This is a genomic window from Lachnospira rogosae (ex Hitch et al. 2025) (assembly GCF_040096455.1).
In the GTDB taxonomy this organism is placed as follows: Bacteria; Bacillota; Clostridia; order Lachnospirales; family Lachnospiraceae; genus Lachnospira; species Lachnospira rogosae.
The window spans coordinates 42,139-60,247 of sequence record NZ_JBBMER010000004.1; the positions used below are offsets into that span (position 1 = coordinate 42,139).

At 36.2% G+C, this 18,109-nt stretch carries 16 protein-coding genes; 14 read left to right on the plus strand and 2 right to left on the minus strand.

Annotated features, from left to right (window positions below; genetic code table 11):
* Positions 1–413: 413 nt before the first annotated feature.
* Positions 414–1,709: an adenylosuccinate synthase gene (locus WMO14_RS06290; protein WP_055176681.1), complete on the plus strand. Its 1,296-nt coding sequence runs from the start codon at positions 414–416 to the stop codon at positions 1,707–1,709.
* Positions 1,710–1,794: 85 nt separating this feature from the next.
* On the opposite strand, the gene WMO14_RS06295 is transcribed toward WMO14_RS06290, so the two are convergent.
* Complete coding sequence (locus tag WMO14_RS06295; RefSeq protein ID WP_022502762.1) at positions 1,795–1,998, minus strand: hypothetical protein; 204 nt, start codon at positions 1,996–1,998, stop codon at positions 1,795–1,797.
* A gap of 182 nt (positions 1,999–2,180) precedes the next feature.
* On the opposite strand from WMO14_RS06295, the gene WMO14_RS06300 reads away from it, so the two are divergent.
* The 13 genes from WMO14_RS06300 to WMO14_RS06360 all read left to right on the plus strand — a co-directional run bounded on the left by WMO14_RS06300 (position 2,181) and on the right by WMO14_RS06360 (position 16,866).
* On the plus strand, positions 2,181–3,707 hold the full coding sequence (locus WMO14_RS06300) for an amino acid adenylation domain-containing protein (protein WP_022501497.1): 1,527 nt from the start codon (positions 2,181–2,183) through the stop codon (positions 3,705–3,707).
* Positions 3,700–4,932, plus strand: coding sequence for an alanine racemase (locus tag WMO14_RS06305; RefSeq protein ID WP_349153485.1), 1,233 nt, complete (start codon positions 3,700–3,702; stop codon positions 4,930–4,932). The genes WMO14_RS06300 and WMO14_RS06305 overlap by 8 nt, the downstream gene beginning before the upstream one ends.
* A gap of 268 nt (positions 4,933–5,200) precedes the next feature.
* Positions 5,201–5,425: a phosphopantetheine-binding protein gene (locus WMO14_RS06310; RefSeq protein WP_022501495.1), complete on the plus strand. Its 225-nt coding sequence runs from the start codon at positions 5,201–5,203 to the stop codon at positions 5,423–5,425.
* 123 nt (positions 5,426–5,548) lie between these two features.
* A complete protein-coding gene (locus WMO14_RS06315) occupies positions 5,549–6,316 on the plus strand; it encodes a hypothetical protein (protein WP_022501494.1) in 768 nt (255 codons plus the stop codon).
* A 17-nt stretch (positions 6,317–6,333) separates the two neighbouring features.
* Complete coding sequence (locus WMO14_RS06320; protein WP_022501493.1) at positions 6,334–6,840, plus strand: SEC-C metal-binding domain-containing protein; 507 nt, start codon at positions 6,334–6,336, stop codon at positions 6,838–6,840.
* Positions 6,841–6,926: 86 nt separating this feature from the next.
* The gene (locus WMO14_RS06325) at positions 6,927–7,673 is read left to right on the plus strand and encodes a class I SAM-dependent DNA methyltransferase (protein WP_349153486.1); all 747 of its coding nucleotides are present in this window, start codon (positions 6,927–6,929) and stop codon (positions 7,671–7,673) included.
* 120 nt (positions 7,674–7,793) lie between these two features.
* Positions 7,794–8,669: an Hsp33 family molecular chaperone HslO gene (gene hslO / locus WMO14_RS06330; protein ID WP_022501491.1), complete on the plus strand. Its 876-nt coding sequence runs from the start codon at positions 7,794–7,796 to the stop codon at positions 8,667–8,669.
* A 100-nt stretch (positions 8,670–8,769) separates the two neighbouring features.
* Positions 8,770–10,443 (plus strand): glutamine--tRNA ligase/YqeY domain fusion protein, encoded by a 1,674-nt coding sequence (locus WMO14_RS06335; RefSeq protein WP_349153487.1) that lies wholly within the window; start codon positions 8,770–8,772, stop codon positions 10,441–10,443.
* Positions 10,444–10,477: 34 nt separating this feature from the next.
* Entirely contained in the window at positions 10,478–11,203 is a 726-nt protein-coding gene (locus WMO14_RS06340; RefSeq protein ID WP_172677792.1) for a DUF2225 domain-containing protein, read from the plus strand.
* A complete protein-coding gene (locus tag WMO14_RS06345) occupies positions 11,196–13,181 on the plus strand; it encodes an LTA synthase family protein (protein WP_022501488.1) in 1,986 nt (661 codons plus the stop codon). Before WMO14_RS06340 ends, WMO14_RS06345 begins: the two co-directional genes overlap by 8 nt.
* Positions 13,182–13,274: 93 nt before the next feature.
* On the plus strand, positions 13,275–13,472 hold the full coding sequence (locus WMO14_RS06350) for a cold-shock protein (protein ID WP_022501487.1): 198 nt from the start codon (positions 13,275–13,277) through the stop codon (positions 13,470–13,472).
* Between the two features lie 180 nt (positions 13,473–13,652).
* Positions 13,653–14,522, plus strand: coding sequence for a YhfC family glutamic-type intramembrane protease (locus tag WMO14_RS06355; RefSeq protein WP_022501486.1), 870 nt, complete (start codon positions 13,653–13,655; stop codon positions 14,520–14,522).
* Positions 14,515–16,866: an HAD-IC family P-type ATPase gene (locus tag WMO14_RS06360; RefSeq protein WP_349153488.1), complete on the plus strand. Its 2,352-nt coding sequence runs from the start codon at positions 14,515–14,517 to the stop codon at positions 16,864–16,866. The genes WMO14_RS06355 and WMO14_RS06360 overlap by 8 nt, the downstream gene beginning before the upstream one ends.
* Positions 16,867–17,040: 174 nt before the next feature.
* On the opposite strand, the gene WMO14_RS06365 is transcribed toward WMO14_RS06360, so the two are convergent.
* On the minus strand, positions 17,041–18,000 hold the full coding sequence (locus tag WMO14_RS06365; protein WP_439655295.1) for an ABC transporter substrate-binding protein: 960 nt from the start codon (positions 17,998–18,000) through the stop codon (positions 17,041–17,043).
* Positions 18,001–18,109 lie beyond the last annotated feature (109 nt).

Sequence of the window (18,109 nt, forward strand, 5' to 3'; positions counted from 1 at the left end):
CGGTACTAAGCGACTACAATACAGTCGTTAAGTGCCGGCAGCTCCAAAGTGTCTTCTTATGATTTGCTGATTTTTCACTATGCAGCCGTCTATATAACCGAGTTTCGCAAACGCCTACAATTATGATAATTATATATAAAAATGCCTTAAAGCTCAATCGTAAAACAGCAATCATTCTAATTTATGGTGTGACTAATTATAATTTGATATGCAGAATACATATGAAGTTCAAGAACATATTATTATAATGAACTTGCTTGTTTTTTCAGAATAATTAAACTACTTTTGTAAACTTCTTTCATAAACCCATTGATTGAAACTGCCAACTTGTGTTATTATATCAGTTGTGGTTTTCTGTTTACAGGCCACTAATGTTATATGCTATATTAGGAACTAGCAGAATGGAGGAAGCTATGGTAAAAGCTATTGTTGGTGCGAACTGGGGAGATGAAGGTAAAGGTAAGATTACAGATATGCTTGCCGAAGAATCTGATATCGTTGTAAGATTCCAGGGAGGAAGTAACGCTGGACATACAATCATCAATGATTATGGTAAGTTTGCATTACATCTCCTGCCATCAGGAGTATTTTATAATCATATTACAAGTGTAATCGGTAATGGTGTTGCATTAAATATTCCATACCTTGTAAAGGAACTTAAAAGTCTTACAGACAGGAATGTTCCAATGCCTAAGATTCTTGTATCAGACAGAGCACAGATTATGATGCCATATCATATAGATTTTGATACATATGAAGAAGCCAGACTTGCAGGTAAGTCATTTGGTTCAACTAAGTCAGGAATTGCTCCATTCTATTCAGATAAATATGCTAAGATTGGTTTTCAGGTAAGTGAATTATTTGGAGATGAGAATACCCTTAAAGAGAAGATTGCCAATGTATGTACATTAAAGAATGTAATGCTTGAACATCTTTATCATCAGCCACTTCTTAATGAAGAAGATATATTTAATACACTTATGGAATACAAAGAGATGGTTAAGCCATATGTATGTGATACATCAGCTTATCTTCATCAGGCACTTAAGGAAGGCAAGAAGATTCTTCTTGAAGGTCAGTTAGGTTCACTTAAAGACCCAGACCACGGAATATATCCAATGGTTACATCTTCATCAACACTTGCTCCTTATGGTGCTATTGGTGCTGGTATTCCAGCAGCTTCAATTACAGATGTTGTAACAGTTGTTAAGGCATACTCATCAGCAGTAGGTGCTGGTGCATTTGTAAGTGAGATATTCGGAGAGGAAGCTGACGAGTTAAGAAAGCGCGGTGGTGACGGCGGCGAGTTCGGTGCTACAACAGGACGTCCAAGAAGAATGGGCTGGTTCGATGCAGTTGCTACACGTTATGGTGTGCGTATGCAGGGAACAACAGAAGTTGCTCTTACAGTAGTTGATGTACTTGGATATCTTGATGAAATTCCTATGTGTGTAGGCTATGAGATAGATGGAAAGGTTACTAAGGACTTCCCAACTACTTCAGAGCTTGAGAAGGCTAAGCCAGTATTAAAGACACTTCCAGGCTGGAAATGCGATATAAGAGGAATTAAGAATTACGAAGATCTTCCAAAGGAATGCCGTGATTATGTAGAAGCTATCGAGAAAGAGATAGAAGCACCTATAACAATGGTATCGAATGGACCAGGAAGACACGAGATTATTCACAGAGTAAGCTCATACAGCAAATAATTAATAATAACAATAATGCCGTATCTGTAGTCATTAAGATTATCAGATACGGCAAATTTGCGTTAAATAGATTGGTTATATATAATTAATGGTTTCGTCCGGACAGATATTTGTACATAAGCATCATAGCGTAGGCTACGATGGGAAGAACAATATCTGTAAAGATAAGACCTTTGAATAAAGTATGTGCTGTTTCATTATCAATAAATGCTGTGATTAAGGTTGTAAGCAGTAATATGCCCCACGCTATAACTATTATAAGTGCGGCGGCTTTTTTGAATTTTTTCATAAATTATCCTCATTTCTAATGGATTTAATAATATAGAAATGTTATCATATTTTTATTATATATAAAAGGGATATAATTATTAACTATATATAGTTATGTATAAAGAAATATAATTATATGAGTGCTGTGATTATCAGGCGGCTCATAGATGTGAGAGAAAGGTATTAACAGAGGTAGTGATTATGACAAAGAATGTATTGGATTATTTGTATACATCTAAAGAAAAGTTTCCATTAAAGACGGCAGTGGCTGATAATGTATCATCAATGACATATACAGAACTTGTAGATAATGCGACAACAATAGCTGTTGCACTTCTTAAGTACACAGGAGCAAGAAAGGCAGTTCCTATATATATGGATAAAAGCTGTGTTACACTTGCGGCATTTATGGGTGTAGTAATGACAGGCAATTTTTATGTGCTTTTAGAGCCAGCACATCCGGCAGAGAGAATTCACAGCATACTTGATACTCTTCAGGCGGATATTATTGTTACTAACAGAAAGAATGAGAAGAAGGCTGCAAAGCTCGAGTTTACAGGCAATATTGTATACATTGAAGACCTGCTTGAAGCACAGGTTACAGATGAGGACAGAAAGAAGCTTTCGGATATTAAGGCAAATGCTCTTGATATAGATCCATTATATGCAATATTTACATCAGGTTCTACAGGAGTACCTAAGGGAGTTGTTGTAAACCACCGTTCGGTTATAGATTTTATAGAATGTTTTACAGATATATTTGGAATAACAGACAAGGATGTAATTGGTAATCAGGCACCATTTGACTTTGATGTATCAGTTAAGGATATATATTCAAGCTTAAAATGCGGAGCAACACTCCAGATTATACCAAAGAGTATGTTCTCATTCCCGACAAGGCTCTTAGACTACCTTGATGATAACAATGTTACAACTCTTATATGGGCTGTATCAGCGTTATGTATAATAACTACACTTAAGGGCTTTGATTATAAAGTGCCAAAGGCAATTAATAAAGTTATATTCTCAGGTGAGGTAATGCCTATAAAGCACCTTAATATATGGAGAGAATATTATAAGGATGCGTTATTTGCCAACGTATATGGTCCTACAGAGATTACCTGCAATTGCACATATTATATTATAGACAGGGAATTTGCCATTGATGATGTCCTTCCAATGGGCAAGGCATTTCCTAATGAGAGAGTATTCTTATTAGATGAGAATGATAAACTTATTAAGAACAGTGAAGCTGATAAGACAGGCGAGATATGTGTATCAGGAACAGCGGTTACAATGGGTTACTTTAACAATAAAGAAAAGACAGACAGTGCATTTGTCCAGAACCCGCTTAATGGCAGTTATAATGAAATTATATATAGAACTGGTGATTTGGGATATTATAATGATAATAAGGAAATGTGTTTCTCGTCAAGAAAGGACTTCCAGATAAAGCACAATGGACACAGAATTGAATTAGGAGAGCTTGATATGGCTATTAATTCAATGGATAACATACAGAGAGCCTGCTGTATATACCAGCAGGAGGAGAATAAGATATACGCTTTTTATGAGGGGGAGCAGGATAATAAGTCACTCACTCATTATCTTTTATCCAAACTTCCTAAATTTATGATTCCGGAGGTTATGATTAACGTAAAGTCAATGCCTCTTACTAAAAATGGAAAGATAGACAGAAAAGCTTTAATGGAGGAATATAATGCTTAGTACAGAAAAAATTATTGAGATAGCGGACCAACATTCAACACCATTGTATATATTAGATAAAGAAGCACTTGAAAATAGAATTAATGAGATAAAGGCTATATTAGGAGAAGGGGTTACACTCTGCTATGCTATGAAAGCTAATCCATTTTTTGTAGATGCATTTAAACATCTTAATACTAAGTATGAGGTGTGTTCACCGGGAGAATTTGCAATATGCGAGCGAGAGAAGGTCAATATGAAAGATATTGTATTATCCGGTGTTAATAAGGAGAAAGCTGATATATGCCACGTTTTAAATGATTGCGGCGGAGTTGGTGTTTATACAGTAGAGTCAAAGGAACAGTATAGCCTTTTATCAGAATGTGCAAGGGAAGCTGAAGTTACAATAGATGTGCTTTTAAGAGTAACAAGCGGCAACCAGTTCGGACTTGATGAGGAAGATATTAAGGATATTGTTAAGAACAGGGAGAAATATCCAGAACTTAATATTCGTGGTGTACAGTGTTATACAGGTACACAGAAGAAAAAGTTCGATATTATAAAGTCAGAAATAGAGTGGCTTGACGGACTTTGCGACAGCCTTTATGCAGATTATGGCTTTAAAGCAGAAGAATTAGAGTATGGTCCGGGACTTCCGGTATCATATTTTGGCGATGCGGCATATGATAATAAGTATGATATGTTAAAGGAGCTTGCAGCTTTACTTGAAAATTACAAGGCAAAGTACAGCATAACACTTGAAATGGGCAGATATCTTGTAGCTGAGTGTGGTATATATGTAACAGGAATTGCCGATATTAAGAAGAACAAGGGACAGCAGTATGTAATAGTTGATGGCGGCATTAACCACGTTAATTATTATGGACAGGCTATGGCTATGAAGATACCAGCATATTCATATGTAAAGGCAGACGGAACAATAGTTAAGGACAGAAATGTAATGTCAAGGCTTAACGGAACAGATGATGAGAAATGGACAATATGCGGTTCACTCTGTACAGTCGCAGATCTCATTGTTAAGAATCTTCCAATTGGCACACCAGAATGTAATGACAAGATAATATTTTACAATATCGGAGCATATTCAATAACAGAGGGTATATATCTTTTCTTAAGCAGGAAGATGCCTGTTATAACAGCCTGCAATAAAGACGGAAGCGTGGAAGTGTACAGAGATGTAATATGTTCAGACAGAATTAATTCAAGACAGAATTTATTGAGTTAAATTTACTGGATTAAATATGGCTGATACGAAATAATCTGTATGGGATATTGCAGCTTATACAATATATGATAATAATTTATATAAAATATGCTTGACTTAATATATACATATGTTATATTTTGTATCTGATAGGATTCCTGTTTTTAGTGAGGGCAGAGTGCTTAATTGTAGCTGCCTTATATTATAATGGAATTATTTTAGATGGTGGAAGTTAACAATTTAACTATTCATGACGATATTTTTATTAAGAAAGGCTAGGTTTTTTATAATGGATCAGTTATTGGATATTTTGACAGAGGTTAATTCAGATGTGGATTACGAAACATGCGATACACTCGTAGATGATGGAATTTTAGATTCTTTTGATATTGTATCAATTGTAGGTGAATTAAATGACACATTTGATATCAATATTACTCCTGTTGATATTGTACCTGAGAATTTTAATTCAGCAGAAGCTATGTGGGATATGATTCAGCGTCTTTCTGAGTAATTAACATAATATATGGCTGTTCTTAGAGCGTGGTACGTTTAAGGATAGTCATTAATAAGTTAATTGAAGTTAGTATGTATGTAAGGCACGGAGGCCGAAGTCAGCAGGCAAGGAGGAATGGTTATGGCAACAATTTCAGCTTATACTTCCAGTTCAATTTCAACATTGTTTTCTGGTCTTAATTCAAGCAGCAGTAACAACAGCTTTGGAATTGGAAGTCTTGATCTTAGTACTTACAATTCAATTAAGACAGGTGCTTACAAGCAGTTATTAAAGTCTTATTATGCTAAGAATCCTGTTTCATCAAACAGCAGTTCATCTAAGACAGATAACAGCAGTGCAACAACAATTTCATCACAGAAGATTAATGCGACTAAGACTAAGGATGCTTCAAAGGCAGTTGTTAATGATGCAACTGATTTAAGAAAGACATCTTTATGGCAGAAGAAGTCTGTTACTAATGAAGATGGAACAACAGAGAATAAGTATGACGCAGATGCAATCTATAAGGCTGTATCAGCATTTGTCAAAGATTATAATTCTATGATTGATGCGACAGGTGACTCTTCTGATACAAGTGTATTAAGAACAGCATCTAATATGGTTAATACAACCAAAGCTAATTCCAAGGTATTAAAGGAACTTGGAATAAGCGTTGACAGCAATAACAAGCTCGTTATTGACAAAGACACATTTATGGCAGCGGATATGTCAGTTGCTAAGTCGGCATTTGCTGGTGCAGGCTCATTTGGACAGTCTGTTGCTAACAGTGCAGCATCTATATACAGTAGTTCGGCTACTACATTAGCTAAGTTACAGACACAGAACCTTTATGGCTCTGATGGCAGCTACAGCTATGTTTCAGCTTCTGTATATAATCAGTTTACTTAAAAGAGAGGTTAAATATAATGGCATTATTAGATACATGGAGAAATCTTGCTTACCAGACAGAGATGGATAATAAGACAGCTAACGAATTCTGGGGAAGCTATTTTACACAGGAAAAGGCTATATATGAGCAGATTCTTGCAGATCCGGATACAGTAGTTAAAGGAACTGTTAAAGAACTTGCTGATAAGTATGGAGTGGAAGTGCTTCTTATGACAGGATTTCTTGATGGAATCAATGACAGTCTTAAAACTCCTAATCCAATTGAGACAATGGAAGAGGATACAGAAGTAAGTCTTGATTATGACAAAGAAAAACTTTACTACAATATGGTTGCTTGTAAGGCAGATTGGTTATATGAGCTTCCACAGTGGGATAACCTTCTTGATGAAGCTACAAGAAAAGATTTATACAAGAAGCAGAAGTTATCAGGAACTATCGTTAAGGGCAAGAAGATTGGACGTAATGATCCATGTCCTTGCGGAAGCGGTAAGAAGTACAAACAGTGCTGTGGAAAGAACGCTTAATTGGTAATAAACAGTTTGTCGGTTAACCTGCAGGTAGTCTTAAGACTGCCCGCAGGTCTTTTGAATTTATGCGAATTGGAGATAATATGGAAGCATATACAGGATTTGCCTATGTCTATGATGAGTATATGGACAATATACCATATGACGAATGGGAAGAGTATTTAGTAGAACTATTAAAAGAGAATGGTATAGACAAAGATAATACAGTTATAGACCTTGGCTGTGGCACAGGAACAGTGACAAGAATGTTGGATAAAGAGGGGTATAACTGCACAGGAATAGATTTATCTGAGGATATGCTTTCTATAGCAAGTGACAAGACATATGACAGCGGACAGCAGATAATATACAGTTGTCAGGATATGAGGGATTTCGAAGTTCCATATGAGACAGATGCATTTATAAGTATTGGTGACTCAATGAATTATATAACAGCTAATGATGATTTGTGTGATGTGTTTAAATGTGTAAAGAAAGGCCTGAAACAGGGAGGAGTATTTATATTTGATTTAAAGACAATACATTTTTTTAAGGATATATTAGCTGATAATACATATGCTGAGAATAGGGAAGATTCAGCGTTTATATGGGACAATTATTATGATGAGGAGAGTTCTAATAATGAGTATGAGCTTGCCGTATTCGTAAGAAATGAAGATGGAACATTTGACAGATTTGAGGAAGAACACTATCAGCATGGTTTTACTTTGGAAGAAGTATCTGATGCTGTAAAAAAGGCTGGACTTAAAATCAGGAATGTATATGATGCTTTTTCACATAATGCACCTGATGATAATTCCGAAAGGCTGTATTATATAATAGAAAAATAGCTGCGTGCCATTATGCACGCATATAAGCAATAAAGTATTATATAACAAAAGTAATAATGAGTTATGTAATACGCAGATAGTGAATCGTGCACTGAAATATGCACAGGAAAGAGGAATGTTATGAAAGACTATATAGTAAGAGCAACAGCCGCTAATGGACAGGTAAGAGCATTTGCGGCTACTACAAGAGGTGTTGTTGAAACAGCAAGAAAAGATCATAATACAAGCCCTATAGCAACTGTAGCACTTGGAAGACTTCTTACAGGTGCAGCTATGATGGGAATAATGATGAAGAATGATTCAGATATACTTACTGTCCAGATTAAGGGAAATGGACCAATTGGTGCGATGACAGTAACAGCAGAGCCTAATGGACATGTAAAGGGCTTTGTTGCCAATCCGGAGGTTATGCTTCCATTAAAGAATGGACATATGGATATAGCCGGTGCAGTTGGTATCGGTGTTTTAAGTGTAATTAAGGATATTGGCTTAAGAGAGCCTTATGTTGGAGATACTATTCTTATAACAAGTGAGATAGCTGATGACCTGACATACTATTTTGCAACAAGTGAGCAGGTTCCATCATCAGTAGGACTTGGTGTTCTTATGAATAAGGACAACACAGTAAGGGAAGCTGGCGGATTTATTATACAGCTTATGCCTAATGCAACAGATGAGTTTATAGATAAGCTTGAAAAGAGAATTAAAGAGATTAAGTCGGTTACTAATATGCTTGATGAGGGCATGACACCGGAGGATATATTAGAGCATATATTAGGAGATATGGATTTACAGATACTTGATACAGTTCCTACAGAATTCTACTGCAACTGCTCTAAGGAAAGAGTAAGTGCGGCTGTAATAAGTGTTGGTAAAGAGGAGCTTCAGAAGATGATAGATGAGGGCGAACCAATAGAGGTAAACTGCCATTTCTGTAACAGCCACTACAAATTCAGCGTTGATGAGTTAAAGGATATGCTTATTAAAGCAAGATAATGAATATAAATCAGCTATTTCTTGAATTTATTATATAATTGCTGTATTATTAATTTAATATGGATTGATTAAGCAGGAACTGTTTAGGAGGAACTTACTAATGGATAACGAGACTGTTTCAAAGAATTTTATTGAACAGATTATTGATAAGGATATTGAGGAGGGACATTGCCAGAAGGTAGTCACAAGATTCCCACCAGAACCTAATGGATATCTTCATATAGGACATGCCAAATCAATATTACTTAATTATGGACTTGCCAAGGAATATAATGGTCAGTTTAATATGAGATTTGATGATACTAACCCAACAAAGGAAAAGGTTGAGTTCGTAGACTCTATTAAGAAGGATGTTGAATGGCTTGGTGCTAAATGGAATGGAGATGTTCTTTTTGCATCTAATTATTTTCCACAGATGTATGAAGCTGCTATCAGACTTATCAAGAAGGGAAAGGCTTATGTAGATGACCTTTCAGCAGAGGAGATAAGACAGTATAGAGGAACACTTACAGAGCCGGGCAAGGAAAGTCCTTACAGAGAGCGTTCTGTAGAGGAAAATCTCAAGCTTTTTGAAGAGATGAAGGAAGGTAAGTATGCAGACGGAGAGAAAGTATTAAGAGCTAAGATTGATATGGCTTCTCCTAATATCAATATGAGAGATCCTATTATATACAGGGTTGCTCATATGACACACCACAGAACAGGTGATGAGTGGTGCATATATCCTATGTACGACTTTGCACATCCTATTGAGGATGCTGTTGAGGGAATAACACACTCTATCTGTACACTTGAGTTTGAAGACCACAGACCATTATATGACTGGGTTATTATTGAGACAGGATATAAGACATCACCAGAGGAAAATCCTAAGCAGATTGAGTTTGCCAAGTTATATCTTACTAATGTAGTAACAGGTAAAAGATATATTAAGAAGCTTGTAGAGGATGGTGTTGTAGACGGCTGGGACGACCCAAGGCTTGTATCTATAGCTGCTTTAAGAAGAAGAGGTTTTACACCAGAATCTATAAAGATGTTCGTGGACCTTGTAGGTGTTACTAAGGCACAGGGTTCAGTTGAATATCCTATGCTTGAATACTGCATAAGAGAAGACTTAAAGCTTAAGGTTAAGAGAATGATGGCTATTCTTGATCCTGTTAAACTTGTTATTGACAACTATCCAGAAGATCAGGTTGAATATATGGACGTTGCCAATAATCAGGAAAATCCAGAAATGGGAACAAGAAAAGTACCATTTACTAAAGAATTATACATTGAAAGGGAAGATTTTATGGAAGAACCTCCAAAGAAGTATTTCAGAATGTTCCCAGGCAATGAAGTAAGACTTATGAATGCTTATTATGTAACATGCACAGGCGTTGATAAAGACGAGAATGGCAATATTACTTGTATTCATTGTACTTACGATCCAGAGACAAAGGGCGGCAATTTTACTGGAAGAAAAGTTAAAGGAACTATACACTGGGTATCAGCATCAAGGGGAATAAATGCTGAGGTAAGATTGTATGATAATATTGTAGACGAAGAAAAGGGTGTATACAATGAGGATGGTTCTATGAACATTAATCCTAATTCACTTACAATTCTTAAGAACTGTGTATTAGAGCCAGAGCTTGCTAATGCCAGGCCAGAGGACAGATTCCAGTTTGTAAGAAATGGATATTTCTGTGTTGACAACAAGGATTCAAAGGGGAATGTATTGGTGTTCAATAGAATAGTTTCATTGAAAAGCTCATTTAAACTTCAGAAGTAATTAATGCCATTATAATGGCAGTATGGGTAATGATATGGAAATCAAAGATGAAAAGTCTTATATATTTGATAAGACGATGAAATGTAATGTATGTAACAAAGAGTTTACTACTAAGCAGGTAAGAACTGGCAAAGCCAGATATACAGGAACTAACGACATACTTAAGCCATTGTATACAGGAATAGATAGTACGAAGTATGATATTATTATGTGTCCTCATTGTGGTTATGCGGCAGTTCCGAGAACTTATGGAAAGCTGACACCTAAACAGAGGCAGCTTATCAGAGATAATATTGAAGGTAAATTCAAGGTTACATGGAAGGAAGAGGACAGCTATTCTTATGATGTAGCGATAAGACGTTGTAAAATGGCACTTCTTACGGAGATGATAACAGGTACTAAGATAAGTGAAAGTGCATATCTTTGTTTAAGATTAGCGTGGCTTTATGATGGCAGGATTGAAGAACTTAGAAGCCAGAATGCCAGTGAAGAAATAATTAACCAACACCTGAAATCCCAGCAGGAGTATATTCAGGATGCCTATAAAGGATTTAAGGAGGCAGTTCAGACACAATACCCTCCTATATGTGGTATGGATGAGAATACAATTAATTATCTGCTCGCCAGCCTTGGCATAAAATGCAAAGATTATGGTACAGCAAAGCAGTTTGCCTCATCAATAGTAACATCCAGGTCTGCACAGGCAGGTCTTAAGGAGAAGGCAAGGGGATTGTTAGGACAGATTAAAGCAAATGAATAGAATTAAGACAGTGTTTCAAAAGCTATGGTCATATGAGACATTTCATATATTCATGTATTCAATTGCACTAAATGCAGTGATTGAATGTCTTAATAACAGAGGATTAACAGGACTTTTGAAGATATTCACAAGTCCTGTTATCTTTCTTATGAACACCTTGATAATAATGACTACATTATCAATAGGGTTGTTCTTTAAGAGAAGAATATTTGTATATGTGCTTATGGCTGTATTGTGGATTATATTAGCATTTATTAACTTTGTAGTGTTGTATTCACGAAAGACACCATTTACAGCGATGGATATATATCTTATAAGTGATGCCATAAAGGTCATACCGCTGTATATTAATGTATTCCAGATGATACTTATAGTAGTCGGGATAATCGCAGTTATATCAGGGCTTGTAATGTTGTTTAAAAGAACAAAGGTGTATACACAGGAACTGCCATTATATAAGCAGTTATTACATTCAGGCTTTAAGTTTGCAGTGATATTCCTGCTTACATATGCGGTTGCGGCAAGCCTTATAATTAATGGATATGTACAGACACATTTTGGCAATCTTGCACAGGCATATAAGCAGTATGGATTTGTGTATTGCTTTACAAGCAGTATTAAAGACCGTGGAATAAGCAAGTCCAAGGAATATTCAGAAGAATATATTGATGGAATAAAAGATGAGCTTGATGAAAATGTACCTGACGCATCAGAGACTTCACCTAATATAATATTTGTACAGCTTGAATCATTTTTTGACCCTAAGCTTGTAAAGGGTGTTACATTTTCAAGTAATCCAACACCTAATCTTGACAGGATAATGAAAGAATATTCGTCAGGATATCTGTCAGTGCCTTGCTTTGGTGCAGGTACGGCTAATACTGAATTTGAGGTTCAGACAGGCGTTAACCTTGATGATTTTGGACCAGGTGAATATCCTTACAGGACAGTTATGCAGTCAAAGACGTGTGAGTCAGCCGCTTATGATTTAAGAAAGCTTGGCTATTCAACACACGCAATCCATAATAATGATGCAACATTTTATGACAGATATAAGGTATTCTCACATCTTGGATATGATACTTTTACATCTATTGAATATATGGATAGTGATTATCAGAAGACGCCACTTGGCTGGGCTAAGGATAAAATGCTTACAGCACAGATAAAGAAGGCTCTTGACTCAACAGAAGGAGCAGATTATATATTTACTATATCAGTTCAGGGACATGGAGATTATCCAACGACAATGCCAGAGGGCTTTATTCCAGGAATAACAGTTTCAGGATTTTTTGATGAAGAGGAACAGGTACAGTTCGAGTATTATGTTAACCAGATTCACGAGATGGATACATTTATAGGTGAACTTACTAATATGTTATCCAGAAGAAATGAAGAAACCGTACTTGTTATGTATGGCGATCATCTTCCAACATTTAATTTCACTAATGATACTATGGAGAATGGTGATATATACCAGACAGAGTATTTTATATGGTCTAATTATGGTTTAGAGAAGAAAGATATTGATCTTCAGGCATATCAGCTATCAGCTGCAGTGTTTGACAGGCTTGGAATATCAGAAGGTTATATTATGAAGTTCCATCAGGCAAAGCATAATGATGCTGATTACCTTAAGAAGTTAAAGGTACTTGAATACGATATATTGTATGGTGATAAACAGATATATGACGGAAAAGTTCCTTATGTAGCCACAGATTTAAAAATGGGAATTGACGATATTACAATAGATGAAGTGTATGATTATAAGGATTATGTATGTATAAGCGGTAAGAATTTCAATGATTTCAGCACTGTATACATTAATAATAAAGAGCAGGAAAATGCAGAGCTTATAAGTAGTACAATGATAAGAGTACCTAAACGCAGTATCAAATCAGGAGATGAAATAGCAATAGCCCAGAGAGGCAATGATAAGATAGAGCTTGGAAGAACCACATATATTGTGCCAAATTAATTAGAATTATAATAAATAAATTGACACTAACAATTGAAAATGTTAATATGAAAAAGGTGTAATCACCACATATTAAATTTGGAGGTACTTGAAATGAAAGGTACAGTAAAGTGGTTCAATAACCAGAAGGGTTACGGCTTTATAAGTGATGAGTCTGGAAAGGATGTTTTTGTTCATTATTCAGGACTTAATATGGAAGGTTTCAAGTCTTTAGAGGAAGGTGCTGCTGTTGAGTTTGATGTAACAGAAGGTGCTAAGGGTCCTCAGGCTGTCAACGTAACAAAATTATAATCCGAATGGTTTGCAGTGTGCCTTTTCCTGATTTATATATAGATTTTTGAAAAGATATATTGTTATACAATTAAGATTATTAAAGAGCAGTCGCTTCTGGGTGGCTGCTCTTTTGTATATAGTGGAGATGATTATTATAATTTTTTTTATATATAGTTAATTGTATAAGAAGTGCATTGTATGTTAGAATTAATAACAGATAAATATTACGGAGGAATTATTGTGGAAGAATATGGTATCAGTTTAGAAAATGGAATACCTGCAGGAGCAGAGAATATGCTGTCAGCAGGCGGAATTCTTTTATTATCGGCATTTATAGTGCTTACTATAGTTGTCATTAAAAGGTGGAATGGACGTTTTGTTAATGTGCTGGCTGGTGCATTTGCATACTCAATATTTGTATTTATATGCTGTAACCTGATTATGTCAGCACTTGCACTTATCCCATCAATAGATGAAGCATTTACTAATAACAGTACAGCATATACAGTTGTATATTCAATTCTTGCGGCTGTTGCAATGACATTTGCAAGATATGTATTGTGCAGGTTTATGAATGGGAGATTTGAAAGAAAAGGCGATATATATTTATCAGGTATAGGTCTTGCTTTAGGTGATGGAGTTCTATATGGACTTACAGTCATATCTACAATGTCAATAGCCACAGCTATTAACAATGAGGGGATTGATGCAATGATGGCAGGACTTACACAGAATGATACAGAAACATTTTACCAGACACTTGGTAATCTTGTTAATGCACCATCATATTTGTGGTTATTAATGGGAATAGCCTTCACACTTGATGTTATTCTTTCTATAGCACTCAGTGCTGCTATACAGGCATATGTTAAGGGTGTGGCTTCTTATATGACAGGCTGTTATGTTGCAATAATACAGTTTGCAAGTTATATATCATTCCAGATATTTGATTACAGTTCGCCAGTATCAATAATAGTCTGCTTTGTTATTAAGATGGTTATAGATATTGCGGCAATAGCATATGTGTTCAAGGTTGTTGTCAGGGAGATGAATTACGCTAATGACTGATATAGTAACTGGTTTAACAACAGAAGAGGTAAATAAATTAAAAGAGCAGGGTTTAGATAATATTCCTGTAGGCAATCAGTCTAAGACAATAGGACAGATAATCGCAGGAAATGTATTTACATATTTTAACTTTGTATTTGCGGTATTTGCAGCACTTTTAATTCTTGTAAGGTCATATATTAATATGACCTTTTTGCCTATTATATTGCTTAATACTATACTTGGTATAGTACAGGAAATAAAAGCCAAGATAGTATTAGACAGGCTTACTGTTGTTAATGCCCCTAGAACTAAGGTTATAAGGGACAGTGCTGTATCAGAGGTCGATTCAGTTACACTTGTTAAAGGCGATGTATGTATATTCACAGCAGGCAACCAGCTCAGTGCCGATGCCATACTTGCAGAGGGCTGTGTCAGAGTTAATGAGGCGATGGTAACAGGTGAATCTGACGAAGTTATTAAAAATAAAGGAGACATATTATTATCAGGAAGTTATATTGTATCAGGAGAATGTAAGGCAGTTCTTACGCAAGTAGGCCATAAGGCGTATGCGGCAAGACTGGCATTGGAAGCCAAGGCAGGGCGTAAGAAAAAAAAGACCGATATGATGAAATCTTTGGATAATCTTGTCAAAATAATTGGAGTTGTAATAGTTCCACTTGGAATTATTATGTATGTGCAGAGCCATTTCTTTCTTGGGCATACTATAAAGAATAGTGTTGTATCTATGGTTGCCTCACTGGTAGGAATGATTCCGGAAGGTCTGTATCTGCTTGCCAGCGTGGCTTTAGTAGTCAGTGTCAAGAAGCTAGCCAGGAGCAATGTATTAGTACATGAGATGAATTGTGTGGAGACACTTGCAAGGGTTAATGTGTTGTGCGTTGATAAGACAGGTACAATTACAAGACCGGATATGTCTGTAAGTGATGTTGTATTTTTAAAGGACAATGTAGGAAAGCTTATTGCAGGAGTTGCCGGCAATATGGATGATGATAATGAAACGATGAAAGCGATAAAGGATTATTACCATATTACGGACAGGGATAATAGTGCAGAGAGAGTATACTCATTTTCTTCACAGAACAAATACAGCGGAGCAGTATTAGATGGCAGATGTTATATATTCGGTGCACCTGAATATGTACTGCTTGATACATATGCAGAATATGAGGATATATTTGAAAGATATTCAGGACACGGAGAAAGAATACTTGTATTTGGCGAGTGTGTGGGTGACCCTTGCGGTAATATTATAGAAGAAGCAGTTAATCCTTATGCTTTTATAATATTGGAGAATGAGATAAGGGATACAGCCAAAGAAACATTTGGATACTTTGCTTCGCAAGGTGTGGATATAGTTGTTATATCCGGAGATAATCCGGTCACAGCTTCAAAGGTGGCTGTGAGGGCAGGAATTAACAATGCAGAGAATTATATAGATGCAACGACACTTAAGAGCAGACAGGATATAAGGGAAGCGATAACTAAGTATACTGTATTCGGAAGAGTTGTTCCAAGCCAGAAGAAGGAGATTATAGAAGCCTATAAAGAAAGCGGCAAGGTTGTAGCTATGACAGGAGATGGAGTTAATGATGTGCTAGCGTTAAAATGTGCTGACTGTAGTGTGGCTATGGCATCGGGAAGCGAGGCAGCAAGCAATGCGGCACAGGTAGTTCTTTTAGACTCAGATTTTTCCAAAATGCCTCAGGTTGTGCTTGAGGGCAGGCGTGTGGTTAATAATATACAGAGGTCAGCTTCTCTATTTCTTGTTAAAAATATATTCTCGATATTAACGACAATATTTACACTTATAGCGGCTAACCTTTATCCGCTTTATCCAACTCAATTGTCACTGCTTGGAGCATTTACAATTGGAACACCGGCATTCTTTCTGGCATTACAGCCTAATAAGAATATAATACGTGGGGATTTCCTTACGAATGTCATTATAAAGGCACTGCCCGCAGGAATAACTGATTTTATTATGCTGGCGGTGATATCGATACATGGTGCAGTTATTGGAATGAGCAATGAGCAGATATCAACAGTTGCAATAATAGTACTTCTTATAATCGGAATGATGTCACTTATAAGAATATGCAGGCCATTTGACTGGCTGAGGGCATTGGTATGTATTGCGATGGGGGTTGGAATTGCAATATGTCTATTATTCTTTAAGAAGATATTTGCAATCGCAGCTATCAATATGGTAATGCTTAATATGATTATTGTGTATGCAGTTGTTGCAGTTGGACTGTTTGTACTGATGTGCAGGATTGTAGGCACAGTAATAGAATATATTGAAGGTCATAGCAGAAGATTTAGAAAGCTTCTTAAGGGGTAGCTGCAAGATTTATAAAGATTGGTGGAGCTCTTGGTTGTATCGGATTGAATATATAAAATGTATATAATATGCAAAGATATATAATATGCAAAAGATATATAATGTATAAAATGTATGGATTATGCCGCTGTGGCTGGATTATAATCCATACATTTTTAATTTTAAAAGGCAGATTTATTTTCCAGCCGCCTTTTTAGAATAGTCAGTTGTTACAAGCTTTTCATAAGGCACATCACTGCCAAGCTCGCCAGACTGCTTTAATATGTCTTTAAGAAGCTCAAAGCTTTTCTTTTCAAAGATAGTGTCGCCATTCCATGTATCCTGCGTCTTGTAACGGTCAACAATGGTTGTTATAGTATCAAGGTCGGTTTCAGGAAACTGTGGAGCGATAACTTCTGCGATTTCACTGCTGGTGTGGGAATTGACGTAGTCAAGGCCTTTCTGGATAGCGTTAGTAAAGCCTTGGATTACATCAGGGTGTTTTTCAATAAAGCTTTTGTTAGCACAGTAGGCAGTATAAGGAACATATCCGCTGTCAGTACCAAGAGAAGCTACTACATAGCCTTCCTTCTGCTGTTCAAGGAGCGTTGCAGAAGGCTCAAATTCTACAGTGTAATCAGCTATTCCTGATGTGAAAGCGGCTGCTGTAGAACCAAAGTCAACATTTTGAAGTATTGTAAGGTCATCTACAGGAGATATTCCATTTTTCTTAAGGATATATTCGAAAAGCATCTGAGGCATACCGCCGGCTCTGCCACCAAGAACTGTCCTGCCTTTAAGATTATCCCATTTAAAATCAGTTTCATTATCGCGGGATACAAGAAAATTGCCTGCACGTTGGGTAAGCTGGGCGAAGTTGACAGCGTAGTCAGTAGAACCTTCCTGATATACATATATAGAACTTTCTGAACCCATAAAACCGATATCAGCTTCTTTTGATACAAGAGCGGTCATTACCTTATCAGCACCAAAGCCTGTGACAAGATTAAGGTCAATGCTCTCATCTTCAAAATATCCAAGCTCAATAGATACATATTGTGGTGCGTAGAATATAGAATGGGCAACCTCGCTGAGTGTAATCTTAACTGTAGAATTATCGGTATCTTTTCTGCACGCAAATGCACTCATTATCATCATTACACATAACAGCATAGCAATGACACGTTTGATTGTCTTCAATAAAATCCTCCATTCTAAATGTATAAAACACATTTTTATCTGTTCAATAATTATATTATTCAGA